The sequence below is a fragment of the Clostridium puniceum genome, from assembly GCF_002006345.1.
Classification (GTDB): domain Bacteria; phylum Bacillota; class Clostridia; order Clostridiales; family Clostridiaceae; genus Clostridium; species Clostridium puniceum.
Genome location: NZ_LZZM01000223.1, coordinates 13,299 through 32,772, shown reverse-complemented (window position 1 = coordinate 32,772; position 19,474 = coordinate 13,299). Strand labels below are relative to the sequence as shown.

Sequence of the window (19,474 nt, the reverse complement as noted above, 5' to 3'; positions counted from 1 at the left end):
ACTATATATCTCCTCCAAACAACAATACTGTTATATTATCTCTGCCACCATTTTCTTTTGCTAAGGCTACTAAGTTATTAGTACTCTTCATATAATCTTGTTCTTCAGTGACAACTTGCAGAATCTCTTCCTTAGTTAACTCATTCGTCAATCCATCTGAACACAATATGTATAACTCATATTCATTATTCTCTAACTCAAATACATCTACACTTACAGTACTACTAGTACCTAAAGCTCTTGTGATAATATTCTTTTTCGGATGATTTTGAGCTTCTTCTTCACTTATACTTCCACTATCAACAAGCTCTTGTACTAAAGAATGATCTTTAGTAATTTTTTTTATTTCATTATTTCTTATTGCAAAACAACAGCTATCACCTACATTGGCAATATGTATAAAACTCTTAGTAATAAAACAAACTGTAACCGTTGTTCCCATTCCATTTAAATTCTCATTAGTATTAGAAAAATTAAATATATCTCTATTAACTTTTTTAATAGCTTCTTCAATCAAATCTTTTGCATTGGAGGAAGAAAATTTTTCATCTACATAGCTAACAATTTGTTCTGCAGCCATTTGGCTTGCAACTTCCCCTGCATTATGTCCACCCATTCCATCTGCTACTACATAAATCTTAAATTCTTCCTTCTCTAAATAAGAAGCAAAATCTTCATTTAATGTGCGTTTCAATCCAACATCACTTACTAAGCCTACCATTTTATTCTTCCCTCATTTCTTGGGTTTCCATATAACTTCTTCTAAGTTGTCCACATGCTGCATTAATATCACTTCCCATTTCACGTCTTGTAGTAACTTCTATCCCGTAACTTTTCAATATTTCGGAAAAATCATCTATGGATTTCTTTGATGATCTTTTATAGGTATTTTCCTTTATTTCATTTACAGGTATTAAATTCACATGGCAAAGCATTCCTTTTAATAACTTTCCTAATGCCTTTGCATCTTCTCTGCTATCATTTACTTCCTTTACTAGTGCATATTCAAATGTAATTCTTCTATTAGTTTTGTTAATATAATGTCTGCATGCTTCTAAGATTTGATCAATGCTATACTTATTTGCTACAGGCATAATCTCTTTTCTTTTTTCATCACTAAATGCATGTAAAGAAATAGCAAGTGTTATGCTATATTCTTTATCTGCTAATTCATATATCTTTGGTACAATTCCACAAGTAGACAATGTTATATGTCTTTGCCCAATATTCAATCCATATTCTGCTGAAACTACTTCTAAAAACTTAACAACATTTTCATAATTATCTAAAGGTTCTCCACTTCCCATAAGTACTATATTTGATATTCTTTCATCAATATGGTTTTGAACTACAAGAACCTGAGATAAAATTTCTCCAGTTGTTAAATTTCTAATGCGCCCTTCTAACGTCGATGCACAAAATTTACAACCCATTCTACAACCAACCTGAGTAGATATGCATATAGAATTTCCATGTTTATACCTCATAAGCACCGATTCAATTAAATTTCCATCCTTAAATCCAAGCAAAAACTTTTCAGTTCCATCGATATCAGATTTATAAACTTCTATTATTTTAGGTAAATCAATAATAAAATTTTCATTTAATTTGGATATTAATGATTTAGGTATATTTCTCATATTATCAAATTGATTTATGCCTTTATAAATCCAAGATAATATTTGTTTTCCTCTAAATTCACTCTCACCATTTTCTTTCATCCATACTTTAAGTTCTTCTAAGGTATAATTTAGTAAATTGTCCATTTATTCACCTACTATTATCTTTTTTCTAACTTTGCCACAAAAAATCCATCCATACTTTCATTTGGCAGAATAGTTAAAGATCCATTTCTATTGTATACTAAGTTATCTTGCTTACCAATAAAGATTTTCTTCACAGTACAATCTTTATGCCTACTCACAAACCACTCAATATTTTCTTCATTTTCTTCTTTATTTAAAGTACAAGTTGAATATATCATTATTCCACCATCTTTTAAATACATCCATGCATTTTCCATTATATCTCTTTGAATCGGTATAATTTCTCTCAAATCAGTTCTTGTCTTATTCCATTTTATTTCTGGTTTCTTTCTTATTATGCCAATACCTGAGCAGGGAACATCTATTAAAATTCTATCACTAGATGCTATTAATTCTGAATTTAATTTAGTCGCATCATTTGTATTTAATTCAACATTAGTTATTCTTAATCTTTCGCAGTTTTCTTGTATTAATCCAAGCTTCGGCTCATGAATATCAAAAGCTAATACTTTTCCAGTGTTTTGAAGTATTTCAGCTATATGAGTAGTTTTTCCACCTGGTGCACTACATAAATCTAAAACTGTCATTCCTTCTTCTAATTCTAATAAAGGAGCTATAATCATTGCACTTTCATCTTGAACTGTAATTTTTCCTTCGTTGAAAAGAGGATTATTCTCTATAGATTTTCCACCCTTAATTGAAATCGCTTCTGGGCAGATAGCACCTTCTTCAATTTCATATCCAAGCTCTTCTAAGTTTTCAAAAACTTCATCATAATCCGCTGTTATTCCATTTACCCTTACGCTAACTTGTGGAATTACGTTTAATCCTGACATTATTTTCTTTGATAAATTTTCTCCATATTGCTTTATTAAAAGTCTTATCATCCAAGGTTCAAATGAAAATTTATATGCATACTCATCAATTTTATTTCCTAAAACCTCAATATCATCTGGATTCTTAGTAAAGCTTCTAAGTATACCATTTACTAATTTCGAATCATTTTCTGATATTTCTTTTGCTTCTTCTACAGCTTCGTTACAAGCCGCATAACTTGGTATTTTATCTAAAAAATTCATTTGATATATCGCTACTCTTAAGATATTTAAAATATCTTTGTTCATTAATTTAATGTCTTTTACAAAGTTTGAAATTATAATATCTAAAGTTTTCTTTCTTCTTAAAACTCCATATACAATTTCAGTTAATAATGCCTTATCTTTTTCGCTAAGTTCTACTTCGTTTAATTCCTTTGAAAGTATTATATTAGAATATGCTCCTTCATTTATAACTCTACCTAATATCTTTACTGCTAATTTTCTACAATTCATACGCTACCTCTTTTTCAATCGTCTCTATTGCTTAAGGCAATGAGTCTTATTAGTTGTGATACTGCCATTAATGTTGCAGCTACATACGTCATTGCTGCTGCATCTAAAACTTTTTGTGCATTCTTAGTTTCATCCCCATATAGTATTCCTCTTGATTTCAATATATTCAAAGCTCTAGTGGATGCATCGAATTCAACAGGTAATGTTATTAACTGAAATACTACTACTGCTGAAAATAAAATAATTCCAAGCATTGTAAGTCCTTTAAATCCTAATAATAACCCTATAAAGAATAATATCCAAGATATACTTGAACTAACATTTACTACAGGTACTATTGAGTTCCTTATAGTTAATGGTTTATACTTTTCTTTGTGCTGAAGTGCATGCCCAACTTCATGAGCAGCTATTCCTGCTGAAGATATAGATCCTCCCGAATATACCTCTGGTGATAATCGTAATATTCTACTAGAAGGATCATAATGATCACCAAGTTTAGAATTTATGACTTCTATTCTAACATTGAAAAGCCCCGCTTCATCTAACATCATCCTTGCAATTTCTTTTCCAGTATAACCTTTCATAGTCCTAACTTGATTGTATTTATTATACGTACTGCTAATTTTAATTTGAGCCCAAAATGAAATTATCATTGCTGGAATTAATATTATCATTGTCGGATCAAAAATTGAATAAAAAGGCATTTTCATCCCTCCATTATCCTAAAACTATATTTTTTTCTATATTATGCCCATTTATATATTGTTCGATAGTTAATGGCTTACCATTAGGAAACTGTACTTTTTTTATAAGAAGTACCTTCTCCTTGCATGCAACTTTTACCCCGCTTTTATTTACATCTAAAATTGTTCCTGGTTTCACTGATATCTTTTCTTCTAAAACTTCTGTTTCGTATATCTTCATTCTTTCGCCCTTATAATCAGTATACGCAATAGGCCAAGGGTTTAATCCTCTTACTAGATTATGAATTTCCCTAGAACTCATATCCCAATTTATATTAGCAAGTTCCTTATCTAACATTTTAGCATAGAAAGTTTCATTAGACTGTTTTTGTAGAACTATTTTTTCTTTGACAATTCCTTCTATACTTTTTATTAAAAGGTCTGCTCCTCTTACCATTAATATATCATGTAATTCTCCACTTGTCATATTATTAGTAATTTTAACTTCATCTTTAAGAATCATATCACCTGTATCAAGACCTATATCCATGAGCATTGTTGTATTTCCAGTAACTTTTTCACCATTTATTATTGACCAATTTATAGGCGCTGCACCTCTATACATTGGCAGTAATGATGCATGAAGATTTATACATCCATGCTTAGGTATATCAAGAACTTCTTTAGTTAAAATTTGTCCAAAAGCTACTACTATAATAAAATCAGGTTTTAAATCTTTTAGATTTTGAATTAACTCTAAGTCATTTTTAAGCTTTATAGGTTGATATATTGGAATTCCATGTTTTAAGGCTTCTTCTTTAACTGCTGAATAAGCCATTTTCTTGCCTCTGCCCTTTGGTTTATCTGGCTGAGTTAATACAGCAGTAACATTATATTCTTCAATTAATTTTTTTAAAGAAGGAACTGCAAAATCAGGAGTACCCATAAATACTATATTCATTCTATTTTCTCCTGTCATTATTTATTTTTTACTCTGTCAATAAATAAAGTTCCATTTAAGTGGTCATATTCATGTAAAATAGCTCTTGCAAGTAATTCTTCTGCTTCTATTTCGAATTCTTCACCTTTTTCATTTAAAGCTCTTGCTCTAACATAGTTTGGTCTCATAACTTCTTCTGTTTCTCCTGGTAAACTTAAGCAGCCTTCTTCATCTATTTGTGAACCTTTTGTTTCTATTATTTCAGGATTTATAAATACTAATGGACCTTCTCCAATATCTATAACAAATAATCTCTTTAATACTCCAACTTGTGGTGCTGCAAGACCAACTCCATCTGCATCATACATTGTTTCTTTCATATCTTCAATTAAAGTTAATAATCTGTTATCTATTTCTTCAACTTCTCTACATTTCTTTCTTAATACGTCGTCTCCAAATTTTCTTATATTTCTTAATGCCATATTTGCATCCCCCTAAGTCATATTATTAGGATTAATATCTATACCAATCCTTATTTCATTATATACACTCTTATTTAATAGATAAAGTGTATCTTTCACTTTTTCACTAAAATCATCATCAAAGTTTCCTTTTATAATAATTTGCCATCTATAATTATCTTTTAATTTAGTAATAATACAAGGAACTGGTCCTAATATTGTTAAGTCTTCTACTATTAATTTTTTCAAATTAGCTTCTAAAGTATACATAAATTTTTTTAATTTTTCTTCAAATTTCGATGATCCGTTAATTAATAATATTTTACCAAAAGGAGGATTTTCCATCAACCTTCTAATGTTTATTTCTTCTTTAAATAGTCCTTCATAATTTTCTTCTTTAGCATATTTCAAACTATAATGCTCAGGTGTATAACTTTGGACGATTACTGTTCCTTCATCTTCACCTCTACCTGCTCTTCCTGCAACTTGAGTTATTATTTGATATGTCCTTTCAGCTGCTCTGTAATCAGGCAAATTAAGTGACATATCCGCTGCTAAAACCCCTACTAAAGTAACTTTTTTAAAATCTAACCCTTTTGAAACCATTTGAGTTCCTATTAAAATATCTGCTTCTCCATTTTTGAAAGAATTATAAATAGACTCATGAGAATTTTTATGTCTAGTCGTATCTACATCCATTCTCAGCACTTTCGCCTTCGGAAAATATTTTTTTACTTCTAGCTCTACCCGCTCTGTTCCTGCTCCAAAAAATTTAACATATTTACTATGACATTCTGGACACTCTTTGCTTACCTTTTCTGCTCTTCCACAATAATGGCATATTAAATATCCATTTTTATGATGAGTCATTGAAACATCACATTCTGGGCACTTAAATACATATCCACAGCTTCTGCATGATATAAATGTAGAATAACCTCTTCTATTTAAAAATAAAATCACCTGATTATTGCTTTTTAAAGCTATTTCAATTTGTTCAAAAAGTTCTTTACTAAATAAAGAAAGATTTTTATTTTTTAGTTCCTTACGCATATCTACGATTTTCATTTGAGGCATTTTATTTCCATTAACTCTTTTATGCATTTCAATTAATTTATATTCTTCTTTAAGAGCTTTATAATAACTTTCAATACTTGGAGTTGCTGACCCTAAAACTAACTTGCAATTTTTCAGTTCACATAAGAATTCACTTACTTCTCTTGTATGATATTTAGGGTTATGTTCAGATTTATATGTATTCTCATGTTCTTCGTCAATTATTATAAGCCCGAGATCTTCTAATGGCAAAAATAATGCACTTCTTGCGCCTATAACCAATTTAGCTTTTCCCAACTTTACTCTATACCATTCATCAAATCTTTCACCATCATTTAATTTACTATGAAATAATGCTACATTTTCGCCAAATCTTCCTTTAAACCTTTCAATCATCTGAGGTGTTAATGAAATTTCTGGCACCAATACAATTGCGCTTTTACCTTGGTTTAGTACATCTTGAACCAATCTCATATAAACTTCTGTTTTTCCGGAACCAGTAACACCTTTTATAAGATACTTTAACTCTTTATTATTTAAAATCGTATTTAAACAATTTTCCTGTTCTTCATTTAATAATTTATTATTATTATTTTCATATTTCCGAGTGTTATATCTAAAAACAACTTGTTCTTCTACCATTAAAATATTTTTTTCTATAAGTTTATTTAATGTGTACAAAGAAAACTTACCACTATTAGTAACGTCTGCTTTAGTATAGATACCATTATTATTCAGTATGAAATTATACAGATTTATATAATTTTCCTTTTTTAATTCATCTATATTTATTTCCTTATTAATAGATATTACTTTCTTCTTTTTATTTTTCGAGCCTTTCATAATACCAACTGGAATCATAAGACGAACCGCATCAATGAATTTACAGAGATATTTTCTCCTTAAAAACTGAATCATTTTAATATTATCATCAGTTAAAATAGCTTCATCATCACACAAATCTATAATTTCTTTTACTTTATAAGTGAAATTTATAGATTCATCCTCAAGTAATGAATATACAAATCCTTCTACTGGCTTATTTCTTTGTCCAAAAGGAACCTTGACTCTAAAACCTATATCTATTTTTTCTATAAGTTCATAAGGTATTTTATATGTAAATGGCTTATCTATCTCGACAGCATCATTATTTAAAATTATTTCAGCATACATAATCTTTCCACCTTACGCCCAAATTGATTATTTTCATCACAAAAACTTTAAGGTACATAAAAGAAGATAGTAGACCAAAGATGCGATACATATTTTGTCTTAAGACAAGATACCCCTTGAGGTTATAAGTTCAGCTAAATTCAGTTGAAATATAAAATTCTACCTAAAAAGTTTTACTTTATGTCAGACAAGGAAACAAGTTTTGCTGAAGCAAGACTATTATCAGAACTTTCTCCTTGGAGCTTTTACATTTCATTCTTCGAACTTTCTCACAGTGCAACCTACGATTTTGTGTGAATCACACTTAAGCAGACATCTCAAATCTATGATTTCATAATGGTCGCTTACTCTGTGAGTACTCAGCGAGTAAATACAAGTCTAGCTTTCCTATGCGCAAAATAGGCAACATACTGGTCTATTATTTTTTTGCTTGTGCCTTAAATAGTAATAAAGAAGCGCAAAAGTTCTAGCGCTTCTCAAGTATGATATCAAATAAGTTGCTTGCAATTTTTTCTTTGCTCATCTTATCTAAATGTATTTCTTTATTATTGCTAGATAAGATTATTACTTTATTATCTTCTGAAGCAAAACCAGTATCTGCGGCAGTTATATCATTAGCTACAATATAATCCAAATTCTTTCTTTGAAGCTTAGACATAGCATTTTCTTTTAAATTTTGACTTTCAGCCGCAAAACCAACTAAAATCTGCTTTTCTTTTCTATTTCCAAGTTCCATTAAAATATCATTATCCCTAATAAATTCTACACTCAAATCACCTTCGCCTTTTTTTATTTTTTGAGCACTATAATTTTTAGGTTTGTAATCAGAAACAGCTGCTGATTTAATCACTATATCTGCATTATCAAATCGATTAATAACTTCATTTTTCATTTCTTCATTAGTTGAAACTTTAATAACATTAACATTCTTTGGGACTTCTAAAGCTGTTGGTCCTGATATTAACGTCACATTGGCACCTCTATTTCTTGCTTCCTTTGCTATTGCATACCCCATTTTTCCTGTTGACCTATTGGTAATAAATCTAACCGGATCTATGGGTGCTATTGTAGGTCCTGCGGTTATTATAACGTTCTTATTTAATAAATCTTTTTTTTCATAAAGCTCCATTAAAACTCTATCTACTATAGCCTCTGGACTTTCAAATTTTCCTGCGCCTGTCGTTCCACAAGCTAGTCTTCCTTCAATTGGATCTATAAATTCATATCCAAAAGACTTAAGTTTTTTAATGTTGTCTTGAACTATAGGATTTTCATACATATTTGTATTCATAGCTGGGGCAAACATAACCTTAGCTTTAGTTGCCATTATTGTAGTTGAAAGCATATCATCTGCTATTCCATTCGCAACTTTTCCTATTATATTAGCAGTAGCAGGTGCTACTAAAAACACATCTGCTTTTTCTGCTAAACTTATATGTTGAATTTCCCAAGCCTTTGGTTCTTTGAACATATCACATGTAACCATATTTTGACTTAAAGATTGAAAAGAAAGTGGAGTAACAAATTCAGTAGCTGAGTTTGTCATAATAACATTAACATTAATTCCTTTTTTTACAAGTAAACTTACAATTTCTAGAGCTTTATATACTGCAATTCCTCCACTTACCCCTAATACTACATTTTTTTTCATCTTATTTATGACCTTCTTTTACAATATCATATTCAAGTACATTTTGATCTACTTCATTAATTGCAATTGTTAAAGATTTTTTTGAATTTATTGAAATCTTTGGACTAGAGCCATCAATTATTTGTCTAGCTCTCTTTGATGTTAAAATTACTAACGAATATCTATCCTTTGTTTTTTCTAATAAGTCTACCACTGATGGATTAATCATAGAGTTGTTCATGTATTATTCCCTCCTTAGAATCTAATATACTTTCTTTTATTCTATCTACTCTGCATTTTTCAGCAGATATTATAGCTTCTAATTTTTGCACTGCAATTTCTACTTTATCATTTACCACTGCATAATTATATTTAGAAATATAATTTATTTCTTTATATGCGGATTTGAATCTTTTCATTAAAGACTCAGGGGTTTCGCTTCCTCTATTTATAATTCTTTGTTTTAACTCTTCCATAGATGGAGGAAGTACAAATATAAATACGCCTTCTTCTGTATTTTCTTTAACCTTTAATGCTCCTTGTATATCTATTTCTAAAATAACATCTTTTCCACTTTCTAATATTTCTTCAACATTAGATTTAGGTGTTCCATAGTAGTTATCATATACTTCAGCATACTCAAGAAAATCATTACTTACTATTTTTTCTGTAAATTTTTCTTTTGACATAAAATAATAATTAACACCTTCAACTTCTCCTGTTCTTGGAGTTCGTGTAGTTGCAGATACAGATAAAGCTACATTTTCATTTCTTTCCATGAAGCTTTTACAAATAGTACCCTTTCCTGCACCTGATGGTCCAGATATAATTATTAATAGTCCTCGCCCTTTACCATTCATTATTCATCAACCTCGTCAACTGCTACGTCATCTTTTGTTGCTAATCTATGTGCTACGGTTTCTGGTTGAACCGCTGATAGTATAACGTGATCACTATCTGTTATTATAACTGCTCTAGTTCTTCTTCCATAAGTAGCATCTATTAACATTCCTCTATCTCTTGCTTCTTGAATAATTCTTTTAATAGGTGCTGATTCAGGGCTAACAATTGCAACTAATCTATTAGCAGAAACTATATTCCCAAAACCTATGTTTATTAACTTGATTCCCATTTTAATCCTCCTAATTATTCAATATTTTGAACTTGCTCTCTTATCTTTTCAATTGTATTTTTAACTTCTATCACTTTGTTAGTCATATTTATATCTGTTGATTTAGATGCTATGGTATTCGCTTCTCTATTTATTTCTTGAATTATAAAATCTAATTTCCTTCCAATTGGTTCCTCCAAATCTAAAGTACTTTTGATTTGACTCAAATGACTTCTAAGTCTAGTTATTTCCTCATCTACAGCTGCTTTGTCAGAAAGAATTGCTACTTCTAGTGCTATTCTACTTTCATCAATATCTACTCCTGATAGTAACTCACTCAATCTTTCCTCAAGCTTCTTTTTATAGTTTTTAGGAATATTGTCTGATACTTTTTCAATTTCTTTAACATATAATTCTATCATTTGAACTTTTGCTAAAATATCTTCTTTTAATTTTTCGCCTTCTTTTTTTCTCATTCCGTCCATTAAGTCCAGAGCTGATTCAATCAGTGGAGAAATTTCATTTAGAAGATTATCCAAACTTTCTTCTGGTTCCTCTAATGTAATAACATCTGAAAGTCTAGCTATTTTAGTTATAGATATATCATCTATAACATTTAATTCATTTTGAATTTGTTTTAGACATTCATAATATTCCTTTGCTAACTTAATATTTAAATTGGGTTTACCAGCATTGTTTCCATAGTTTTTATAATTAATAAAAACATCTACTTTTCCTCTATTTAATTTTTTACTAATTATATTTCTAATTTTTTCTTCTAAAGCAAGCATAATTCTAGGCATTCTAATATTTATATCTAAATATCTATGATTTACACTTTTCATTTCTATTGAAAAACATAAATCTTTGCCTTCTTCACTTTGAGCCCTTCCAAAACTAGTCATACTTTTTATCAATTTTACACCTCCTTTAAGTGAGAATCCAAAAAGTGAATGTCCAAATTTTACATTTGGAAACATGAACTTTCTCCTTGGAGCTTTTATATTTGGTTATTCCAACTTACTCAGCGAACGCAGTAAGTCGAGTTTCCTTTATAACAATTAACATTTTAACTAATCATATATTAATTCTATATTTACTGTCAATATTTTGTTCACGAAATATTAACATTTACAAACAATATATAAACTTCTAATTATTTTCATCACATTAAAATAAGATATATGTTTCTATTAGCAATAATTTGAAAACAAAATATAAAATATTCACAGGCAAAGTTATGCTAACCAAAGGCAAGATTTTAGCATCACTTTTGGATTCTCACTTTTTTCGGAATTTCTAAAATTAATATCTAATTTAAAATGTACAATATTTAATTAAAATTTATATATACAAAAAAAATCACTTAACAATCATTTATAATACAATTGTTAAGTAATCTTATAATTGGGATCTTATTTTTTGGCAGGGCGGCGTATCCTGCATCTCTGATTACTAGATTTAGCGCATGAGGAGCCTTTCTCACCTCAAAAATAAGTTTCTCCAATACAAATTACATACTCTTTTTTAATTCGGAGTTTTCGATTTTCATCAACCTTCCTCTGCATATTCTTGCATTCATTTTAGAAAATGTTATAGGATACATTGTTGCAACATATATATATTGATCTTCTAAGTCAATTTCTAATCCCAAAAGTAATATAATATTGTCAAGGATTTTCACAAGTTCAATAGACCCGCCAGCTACTCTTCTATAATCTAAGCCAACATATTCTGGATCTTTTATTATCTTTTCTATAATATCTATTACATTGTCTTTCATTTTTTTGGTGAATTGCCTGCCATGTCTTTTCTTAATGTGGTTTATAACGCCAGGAGAGGCATAAACAGTTCGTGGTAACTCAAGCTCTAGGAGCTCACTAATAGAGATCTTTATTTTACCAACTTTCTTATAAGCCTTATACTCTCTTTTCATAATACCCCTCATTTATATCCTTTCTTTTATTATACACCAAATTTATGTATTTTTCTACTTAGTCAAACAAAAAATTCTTAAAAAGTGTTGATTATATTGCCTTTATATAATTCCAAATTATGTAGTCGCCATTTTATATACCTTAAGGCATATAAAAAATTAACAGATTAGTGTACTAGTCCATTTTCTTTCATATGCCTAAAATCAACACTTTTTATTCTATATTATTAAAGTATTATACAAATCAACCCGCCATTACCTTCATTAATAATTTTTTGCAGTGTTTTTTGAATCTTGACTTGCACATCTTCAGGCATCTTATATAACTTGTTTTGCAATCCTTCCTTCACTAAAACTTCCAAAGATTTTCCAAACATATTACTTTGCCAAAGAAGTGCTGGATCTGTTTCAAATTGATCAAGAAGTCCCTTCACAAGTTCTTCTGATTCCTTTTCAGATCCCATTATAGGGCTTATTTCTGTTTTTATATCACACTTTATAAAATGTAAGCTTGGAGCACTTGCTTTTAACTTAACTCCATATTTATTTCCTTGTTTAACTATTTCAGGTTCTTCAAACTTCATTTCTGCAAGCTGAGGAGCAACCAATCCATATCCACTTTCCTTTACATCCTCTAGGGCATCTTTAACTTTATCGTATTCACATTTTGCATAAGTTAAATCTTTTATTATACCAAGCAAATCACTTTCTGAATTAACGTCTAAATCACATATTTCACTGAGAACTTTATAAAAAATTCCGTCTTTAGGCTTCATGAACACTTTTGCCATGCCTTTTCCCAAATCTACTTCCTTTATTGCAGCAGTTCCCATAAAATCTTCATCTTCAAAATTATTTAAACAATATTTTATATCTCTTACTTTTGAAACATCTTGACTCATGCTCATTATTATGTTGAAAAAATCTTTTTTTAGCCAATGATTACATTCTAATTTTTCTAACCATTCAGGCATATCTATATTGATTTCTTTAATAGGAAATTCTTTAAGTACATGTTTAAATAAATCTTCTATATCTTGTTCTTCCATGTTATAAACATCCATAACTTGTACTGTTACATTGTACTTATCTTCTAATTCTTTTTTTAATATTTTAGTATCTTGAGAATTAGGTTTATTTGTATTAAGAACAACTATAAACGGTTTATTTAAAGATTGTAATTCATATATTACCCTTTCTTCTGCATCTACATAATCATTTCTATCAATTCCTGTTATACTACCATCAGTTGTAACTACAAGGCCTATTGTAGAATGATCTTTTATAACTTTTCTCGTTCCAATTTCAGCTGCATCTTCAAAAGGTATTTCATAATCATACCAAGGCGTATGAACCATTTTATTTTCTTCACCATCTAAATATCCAAGTGCTCCTTTTACAATGTATCCTACACAATCTACCATCCTCACTTTAAATTTAATTTCATCTCCTAAATTTATTTCTATCGCTTCGTTAGGTACAAATTTAGGTTCTGTTGTATGAATATTTTTTCCAGATCCGCTTTGTGGTAATTCATCTTTTGCTCTTTCCTTTTTATAAGTATTATCAATTTTAGGTATAACCATTAGATCCATGAACTTTTTTATAAATGTAGATTTTCCTGTTCTAACTGGACCTACAACACCTACATATATGTCCCCTTGAGTTCTATTCGCTATATCTTTGTATATGTTAAAATCATCCATATATTTCCCTCCTATATTCTTTTTACCAATATATATATATTCATGACAATTTTAAAATATACAACTTACGCTAAATAAAAAAATTCTAAAGTAACTTTAATATAATATTAGATTAAAATTACTTTAGAATCTTATTTTTTATTTTTAAATCTTCTCATTTTTTTGTTTTTTATAATAAATAGTAATATTAGGTTTCTTATTAAGGTTTATTATATCCAAACTTTAAAATATTTCGTTTTTCTTATCTCTCATCATAAGTTCATCAATAATAACTTTAGGATCCTTACCTTCAAATAACCCTTTGTAAAGTCCATCTGTTATAGGCATAGAAATATTAATCTTTTCTTTTAATTGATAGAAAGCCCTACATGCTTTTACGCCTTCAACAACCATACCTACTTCTTTTAACGCCTCATCAACAGACATTCCTTTTCCTATTAAAAAACCTGCTTTTCTATTTCTAGAATGCATTGATGTACAAGTAACTATTAAATCACCCATACCAGTTAGCCCATAAAAGGTTTCTGCTTTTCCACCAAGCGCTATTCCAATTCTAGATATTTCTTTCATACCTCTTGTAAGAAGTGCCGCCTTCGTATTATCACCATATCCAAGACCGTCAATAACACCAGCTGCTAATGCTATTATGTTTTTCACTGCACCACCAATTTCAACACCTATAATATCATCATTAGTATAAATTCTAAAATATGAATTCATAAATAAATCTTGAACATCTGCGGCATATTTCATGTCTTTAGAAGTGCTTACGATTGTAGTTGGAAGCTTCATACTAACTTCTTCTGCATGACTTGGTCCTGATAAAACAACCACAGGATTATCTAATTCTTCTTCAATTACATTGGATAATCTTTTATCACTGTTTTCCTCAATTCCTTTAGCAATTGATATTATTGGTATGTTCTTAGATATTTTTCCCTTTAACGATTTACACATACTTCTGATAACATGGGAAGGTACTGATAATACTACATAATCAGTACCTTCAATTGCTTCTTCAACATTGTCAAAAGCTATTACTTCACTAGGAATTTTTAGATCTTTCATATACTTTCCATTTGTTCTTTTAATATTTATTTCATTAACAACATTTTTGTCTCTGTCGTATATATTAACAATATTATTTTTTTCTGCGAGTAAAACAGCTAAAGCTGTTCCAAAGCTTCCTCCGCCTAGAAAAGTAATTTTACTCATAATTATTCCTTTCTTTGTCTATATTCTATTTGTATTCCTGTTCCCTTAAAATCAAAACTGCTTCTTAATTGATTTTCTAGATATCTTTCATATGAGAAATGTCTAGCACTTTCATCGTTTACGAAGAAAACAAATTTTGGTGGTCTAGTTGCAACTTGAGTTGCATAATATATTTTCATTCTCTTAACTCCAACAGTAGGTGGTTCCTTCATAAGAACTGCTTTACTTATAACATCATTTAATATTCCTGTTGAAATTCTCTTGTTATAATTATCATAACAATATTTAGCCATTTGAAGAACTTTTTGTGTTCTTTGCCCTGTTAATGCAGAAATAAATAAATATTCAGCATAACTTAAGAATTTTAAGTTTGATTGTAATTCCTTTTTAAATTTATCTAATGTCTTATCATCCTTTTCAATAAGATCCCATTTATTAACTATAACCATAATAGCTTTTCTAAGCTCATGAGCATATCCTATGATCTTTTCATCTTGTTCTGTAACACCTTCTGTTGCATCAATCATAAGTATACAAACATCTGCTCTTTCAATTGCTGTATAAGTTCTTATAACACTATATCTTTCAATTTCTTCTTTAACCTTGCTTTTTCTTCTAATCCCAGCTGTATCAACTAAAATAAATTTACCTTCTTCAGTTTCTAAATAACTATCTATTGAATCTCTTGTAGTTCCCGGAATATCTGAAACTATTACTCTTTCTTCACCAAGCAATTTATTTATTAAAGAAGACTTTCCTACATTAGGTTTGCCAATCATAGCTATTCTAATATATTCATCTTCGTCAGTATCATAAATTGATTTATCAAAATATTTTACCACTTCATCAAGCATATCTCCAAGACCTAAACCTTGACCTGCTGATATTGTTATAGGATCACCTATTCCTAAGTTATAAAATTCATATGCATTATTTTCATCTTTTAAATTGTCAACTTTATTAACAACTAAAACTACTGGTTTTTTACTTTTTCTAAGCATAGTTGCAACTTCATTATCTGCAGCAGTTAAGCCTTCTTTTCCGTCAACTATAAAAATTATTACATCTGCTGTTTCAATTGCAATATTTGCTTGTCTTCTCATTTGTTTTATTATGATATCATTATTTTCTGGTTCAATACCACCTGTATCTATCATAGTAAAGTTATAACTTAGCCATTCAGCTTCTGCATACACCCTATCTCTTGTAACTCCTGGTGTATCTTGTACTATTGAAATTCTTTTTCCTGCCAATTTATTAAACAATGTCGATTTCCCAACATTCGGTCTTCCAACTATAGCAACTATTGGTTTAGCCATCTTTAATTTCCTCCTATTTGTATTGATTTAGTTTTTGAATTAAATCTTCTCCTGTGTAATCTACCACTATAACCTTCACATTTAAAGCTGATTCAATATCTTTTATTTTTGTATTATCTAACATAATTTGTTCATCAGAATCTGCTAATTCATATCCTTTTCTAAACATATTATTAGACAATATTAAATACTTACTATTTATTATGTCCTTCATTTGATCTATTATATCAGTCCCTGTTAAAAGTCCAGCTATTGTAATTGTTTTTCCAAAATAATTATTTATTATCTTGTAGACATCCAGTTGTATATTAGGGTTTCTCTCTTTAATTTTATTACTAGCTTCTAGTAATTCATTATATGCAAGTTCACCTGTAACAATTGAAAAACTCCCCTCTGACTTTAAATCCAAATCTTCTAAGGTACTATCTATAGTATCTCTAAAACATCGAACCATACCTATACCATCTTCTATTTGATGATAGTCATCATAAAACTCTTTATTGGGAATTTGCTTATCTGCAACTAAATAGAACTCGTCAGATAATCTAACAAATGGTTTTCCTACTTCCTTCATATATATATCTTGAAGTTTTTTAACATTTTCAATTTCTTCTACAGATTGTTCTTTAGTATATGTATCCACATGCTTAAGTCCTTGCCTAAATTTAGTTATACCTATTGGTACTACTGCTACATCTGAAACTTGTGGATATAATGTATATAAATCTGCAATTGTTCTTTCAAGTTCATTTCCATTATTTATTCCCGGAACTGAAACTATTTGTGCATTCATTGTAATCCCTGCATCTGCTAATCTTTTCATTCTATCAAAGACATTTCCAGCAAATCTATTATTAAGCATTTGAACTCTAAGTTCTGGGTTTGTTGTATGAACAGATACATTTATAGGACTTATGTGATATTGTATTATTCTGTCAATATCTTCATCCTTCATATTAGTTAATGTAACAAAATTCCCTTGTAAAAAAGATAATCTTGAATCATCATCTTTAAAATATAGCGATTCTCTCATTCCCTTTGGTAGCTGGTCTATAAAACAAAATATGCATTTATTGCTACATGACTTTGCTTTATCCATTATACCTCCACCAAATTCTATACCTAAATCCTCACCATATTCTTTTTCAACTTCAATTTCCCATATCTCACCATTAGTTTTTTCTACTTCTAAAATGATTTCTTCATCTGCTGATAAAAATTTATAATCTATAATATCATTTATTTTATTATCATTAATAGATAGTAAAACATCATTTACTTCAATCCCGACTTCTTCTGCAATTCCATTTGAGATTACTTTAGTTATAATATTTTTCATCTCATCACTCCTAATTATAACATACTTATCCTTGTTATATTACATTAATCCCTTAGTTAAGTCAATAAGTCATATTTTCAAACTAATATAAAGCTTTTAATTTATTTATAGCTTATTTAGCTTAATTTTAAATTAACATAATTATAATATTAAATGATTATAATATGGTTTATTTAGTAATTAAATTCTATTTTTAAGATATTTCCTTTACTTTTAGGAAAATTAAAGATTCTATTTTATTAAGCGAAATATAATATATATTCTTTATCGACAAATTAATCTCATAAGCTACATATACCATCAATATATTCACATAATTAAGGGGGTTCTGCTTCAGTGAAAATTACTTTTAAAACTGTTTTACCATATATCACATATATTTTTATTCTTTTGGGATGTTATTTCTTAATAAAAAAACTTCCTTCATTTACGCCTCCTGTTATTCTTATTGTTAAGTATTCTTCATATATTATATTTGGACTTGGCTTAATTCTAAGCATTCGCTTTAATAAAGGAAGAGTCTTTCTTATGATTTTGCTGCTTACTCTTTTTGAATTGCTTTTAAACTATTATTTAGAGCTATCAATAGACACAACAATTTATTCTAAGGTTCTTTATCCAATGATGTGCATTCTTCTCCCACTTAATATTGTTGCTTTTTCACAATTAAAGGAAAAAGGAATATTCTCCTCATGGGGTAAAATTCGTATTTTTTTAATGTTAATTGAAATGTTTGCTATTTATAGATTCACTTTATTAAATAACCCACTAATGCAAGATCTATTAAATTATGAATTCATAAATCTTCCTTTAGAGAATATTATCATGAATCAAACAGCTTTACTAATCTTTTTTTTAACGCTACTATTTTTTATAATAAAAGCTTATGTTAAAAATAGTGTTTTTGAAGTACGATTAATTGGAATTATTATTTCTATCTTCGCAGCCCTTTTTTTTGTTAATGATAGATTATCTTTCTCTATATTTCTAAGTGCTACTGGTTTAGTTTTAATTACCAGCATCATTGAGGACTCTTATTCCATGGCATATCTTGATGAACTTACTGAAATTCCTTCTCGTCGTGCTCTTAGAGAAGATTTGATGAAATTAGGAACTAAATATGTTATTGCAATGATAGACATTGATTTTTTTAAAAAATTCAATGATAAATATGGCCATGATGTTGGAGATGATGTTTTAAAATTGGTGGCTTCCAATTTAGTGAAGATTACAGGTGGCGGGAAAGCCTTCCGTTATGGAGGCGAAGAATTTACAATAATCTTTCCAGGCAAATCAATAGATGATGCAATACCTCATTTAGAAACCTTACGTGAGCAAGTATCTAAATCAGGATATACAAAAAAATCCTCAAAAGCTCAAATTTCAAAAGCAAAACAAGGAAGTTCAAGTCAATTATTTGTTACAATAAGTATTGGAGTATGTGAGAAGAGCATTAAATTTAAAGAAATTGACGAAGTAATGAAAGGAGCTGACAAAGCCCTTTACAGAGCTAAGAAAAAAGGACGAAATTGTGTAAGTAAGTAACAAGACTCACAATTTCTTGGATTACATATTTCACAGAATTTTTTGTAAGAAAAGTTACTATACAAATTTTACATTTGTAATTCTTCTCTAAATTTTAAAGAAAAATTTTAATGGGGTGGTAGATAAAATTTTATTTTTCTCTGCCACCCCATTAAATCTTTTATAGTTAAATTCTAATTTAAAGTTATAATTTTAACTACAACCTTGACTTTCATTTCATTAATAATATATCTTGTAGAAGTTTATAATTTTATACATTTTAA

General features: G+C 29.0%; 18 protein-coding genes. 1 reads left to right on the top strand and 17 read right to left on the bottom strand.

The annotated features are described in order from the left end of the window. Position 1: 1 nt before the first annotated feature. From CLPUN_RS23505 to CLPUN_RS23425, 17 genes are all read right to left on the bottom strand, one after another. Entirely contained in the window at positions 2–721 is a 720-nt protein-coding gene (locus tag CLPUN_RS23505; protein ID WP_077849637.1) for a Stp1/IreP family PP2C-type Ser/Thr phosphatase, read from the bottom strand. A gap of 1 nt (position 722) precedes the next feature. Then, on the bottom strand, positions 723–1,766 hold the full coding sequence (gene rlmN, locus CLPUN_RS23500; RefSeq protein WP_077849636.1) for a dual-specificity RNA methyltransferase RlmN: 1,044 nt from the start codon (positions 1,764–1,766) through the stop codon (positions 723–725). 14 nt (positions 1,767–1,780) lie between these two features. Further along, entirely contained in the window at positions 1,781–3,097 is a 1,317-nt protein-coding gene (gene rsmB / locus CLPUN_RS23495; protein ID WP_077849635.1) for a 16S rRNA (cytosine(967)-C(5))-methyltransferase RsmB, read from the bottom strand. A 14-nt stretch (positions 3,098–3,111) separates the two neighbouring features. Further along, positions 3,112–3,801 carry a zinc metallopeptidase gene (locus tag CLPUN_RS23490; RefSeq protein ID WP_077849634.1) on the bottom strand — a complete coding sequence of 230 codons (690 nt, stop codon included), beginning with the start codon at positions 3,799–3,801 and terminating at the stop codon, positions 3,112–3,114. A 13-nt stretch (positions 3,802–3,814) separates the two neighbouring features. Further along, entirely contained in the window at positions 3,815–4,741 is a 927-nt protein-coding gene (gene fmt / locus CLPUN_RS23485) for a methionyl-tRNA formyltransferase (protein WP_077849633.1), read from the bottom strand. A gap of 17 nt (positions 4,742–4,758) precedes the next feature. After that, positions 4,759–5,202 carry a peptide deformylase gene (def, locus tag CLPUN_RS23480; RefSeq protein WP_077849632.1) on the bottom strand — a complete coding sequence of 148 codons (444 nt, stop codon included), beginning with the start codon at positions 5,200–5,202 and terminating at the stop codon, positions 4,759–4,761. A 12-nt stretch (positions 5,203–5,214) separates the two neighbouring features. Then, positions 5,215–7,410, bottom strand: a complete 2,196-nt coding sequence (gene priA / locus CLPUN_RS23475; protein ID WP_077849631.1) for a primosomal protein N' — start codon at positions 7,408–7,410, stop codon at positions 5,215–5,217. Positions 7,411–7,876: 466 nt separating this feature from the next. Next, entirely contained in the window at positions 7,877–9,061 is a 1,185-nt protein-coding gene (gene coaBC, locus CLPUN_RS23470; protein WP_077849630.1) for a bifunctional phosphopantothenoylcysteine decarboxylase/phosphopantothenate--cysteine ligase CoaBC, read from the bottom strand. A gap of 1 nt (position 9,062) precedes the next feature. Continuing rightward, complete coding sequence (gene rpoZ, locus CLPUN_RS23465) at positions 9,063–9,281, bottom strand: DNA-directed RNA polymerase subunit omega (protein WP_077849629.1); 219 nt, start codon at positions 9,279–9,281, stop codon at positions 9,063–9,065. Further along, the gene (gmk, locus tag CLPUN_RS23460; protein ID WP_077849628.1) at positions 9,262–9,900 is read right to left on the bottom strand and encodes a guanylate kinase; all 639 of its coding nucleotides are present in this window, start codon (positions 9,898–9,900) and stop codon (positions 9,262–9,264) included. Before gmk ends, rpoZ begins: the two co-directional genes overlap by 20 nt. Next, positions 9,900–10,172 carry an extracellular matrix/biofilm regulator RemA gene (gene remA, locus CLPUN_RS23455; RefSeq protein ID WP_077849627.1) on the bottom strand — a complete coding sequence of 91 codons (273 nt, stop codon included), beginning with the start codon at positions 10,170–10,172 and terminating at the stop codon, positions 9,900–9,902. The genes gmk and remA overlap by 1 nt, the downstream gene beginning before the upstream one ends. Before the next feature lie 14 nt (positions 10,173–10,186). Then, the gene (locus CLPUN_RS23450; protein ID WP_077849716.1) at positions 10,187–11,068 is read right to left on the bottom strand and encodes a YicC/YloC family endoribonuclease; all 882 of its coding nucleotides are present in this window, start codon (positions 11,066–11,068) and stop codon (positions 10,187–10,189) included. 596 nt (positions 11,069–11,664) lie between these two features. Further along, positions 11,665–12,087, bottom strand: coding sequence for a PBECR3 domain-containing polyvalent protein (locus tag CLPUN_RS23445; protein WP_077849626.1), 423 nt, complete (start codon positions 12,085–12,087; stop codon positions 11,665–11,667). 227 nt (positions 12,088–12,314) lie between these two features. Further along, entirely contained in the window at positions 12,315–13,793 is a 1,479-nt protein-coding gene (spoIVA, locus tag CLPUN_RS23440; RefSeq protein WP_077849625.1) for a stage IV sporulation protein A, read from the bottom strand. 222 nt (positions 13,794–14,015) lie between these two features. After that, a complete protein-coding gene (locus tag CLPUN_RS23435) occupies positions 14,016–15,008 on the bottom strand; it encodes an NAD(P)H-dependent glycerol-3-phosphate dehydrogenase (RefSeq protein ID WP_077849624.1) in 993 nt (330 codons plus the stop codon). 2 nt (positions 15,009–15,010) lie between these two features. Continuing rightward, complete coding sequence (der, locus tag CLPUN_RS23430; protein ID WP_077849623.1) at positions 15,011–16,327, bottom strand: ribosome biogenesis GTPase Der; 1,317 nt, start codon at positions 16,325–16,327, stop codon at positions 15,011–15,013. Positions 16,328–16,340: 13 nt separating this feature from the next. After that, positions 16,341–17,666 carry a DUF512 domain-containing protein gene (locus tag CLPUN_RS23425; RefSeq protein ID WP_077849622.1) on the bottom strand — a complete coding sequence of 442 codons (1,326 nt, stop codon included), beginning with the start codon at positions 17,664–17,666 and terminating at the stop codon, positions 16,341–16,343. A gap of 336 nt (positions 17,667–18,002) precedes the next feature. On the opposite strand from CLPUN_RS23425, the gene CLPUN_RS23420 reads away from it, so the two are divergent. Then, positions 18,003–19,211 carry a GGDEF domain-containing protein gene (locus CLPUN_RS23420; RefSeq protein ID WP_077849621.1) on the top strand — a complete coding sequence of 403 codons (1,209 nt, stop codon included), beginning with the start codon at positions 18,003–18,005 and terminating at the stop codon, positions 19,209–19,211. Positions 19,212–19,474: the final 263 nt, after the last annotated feature.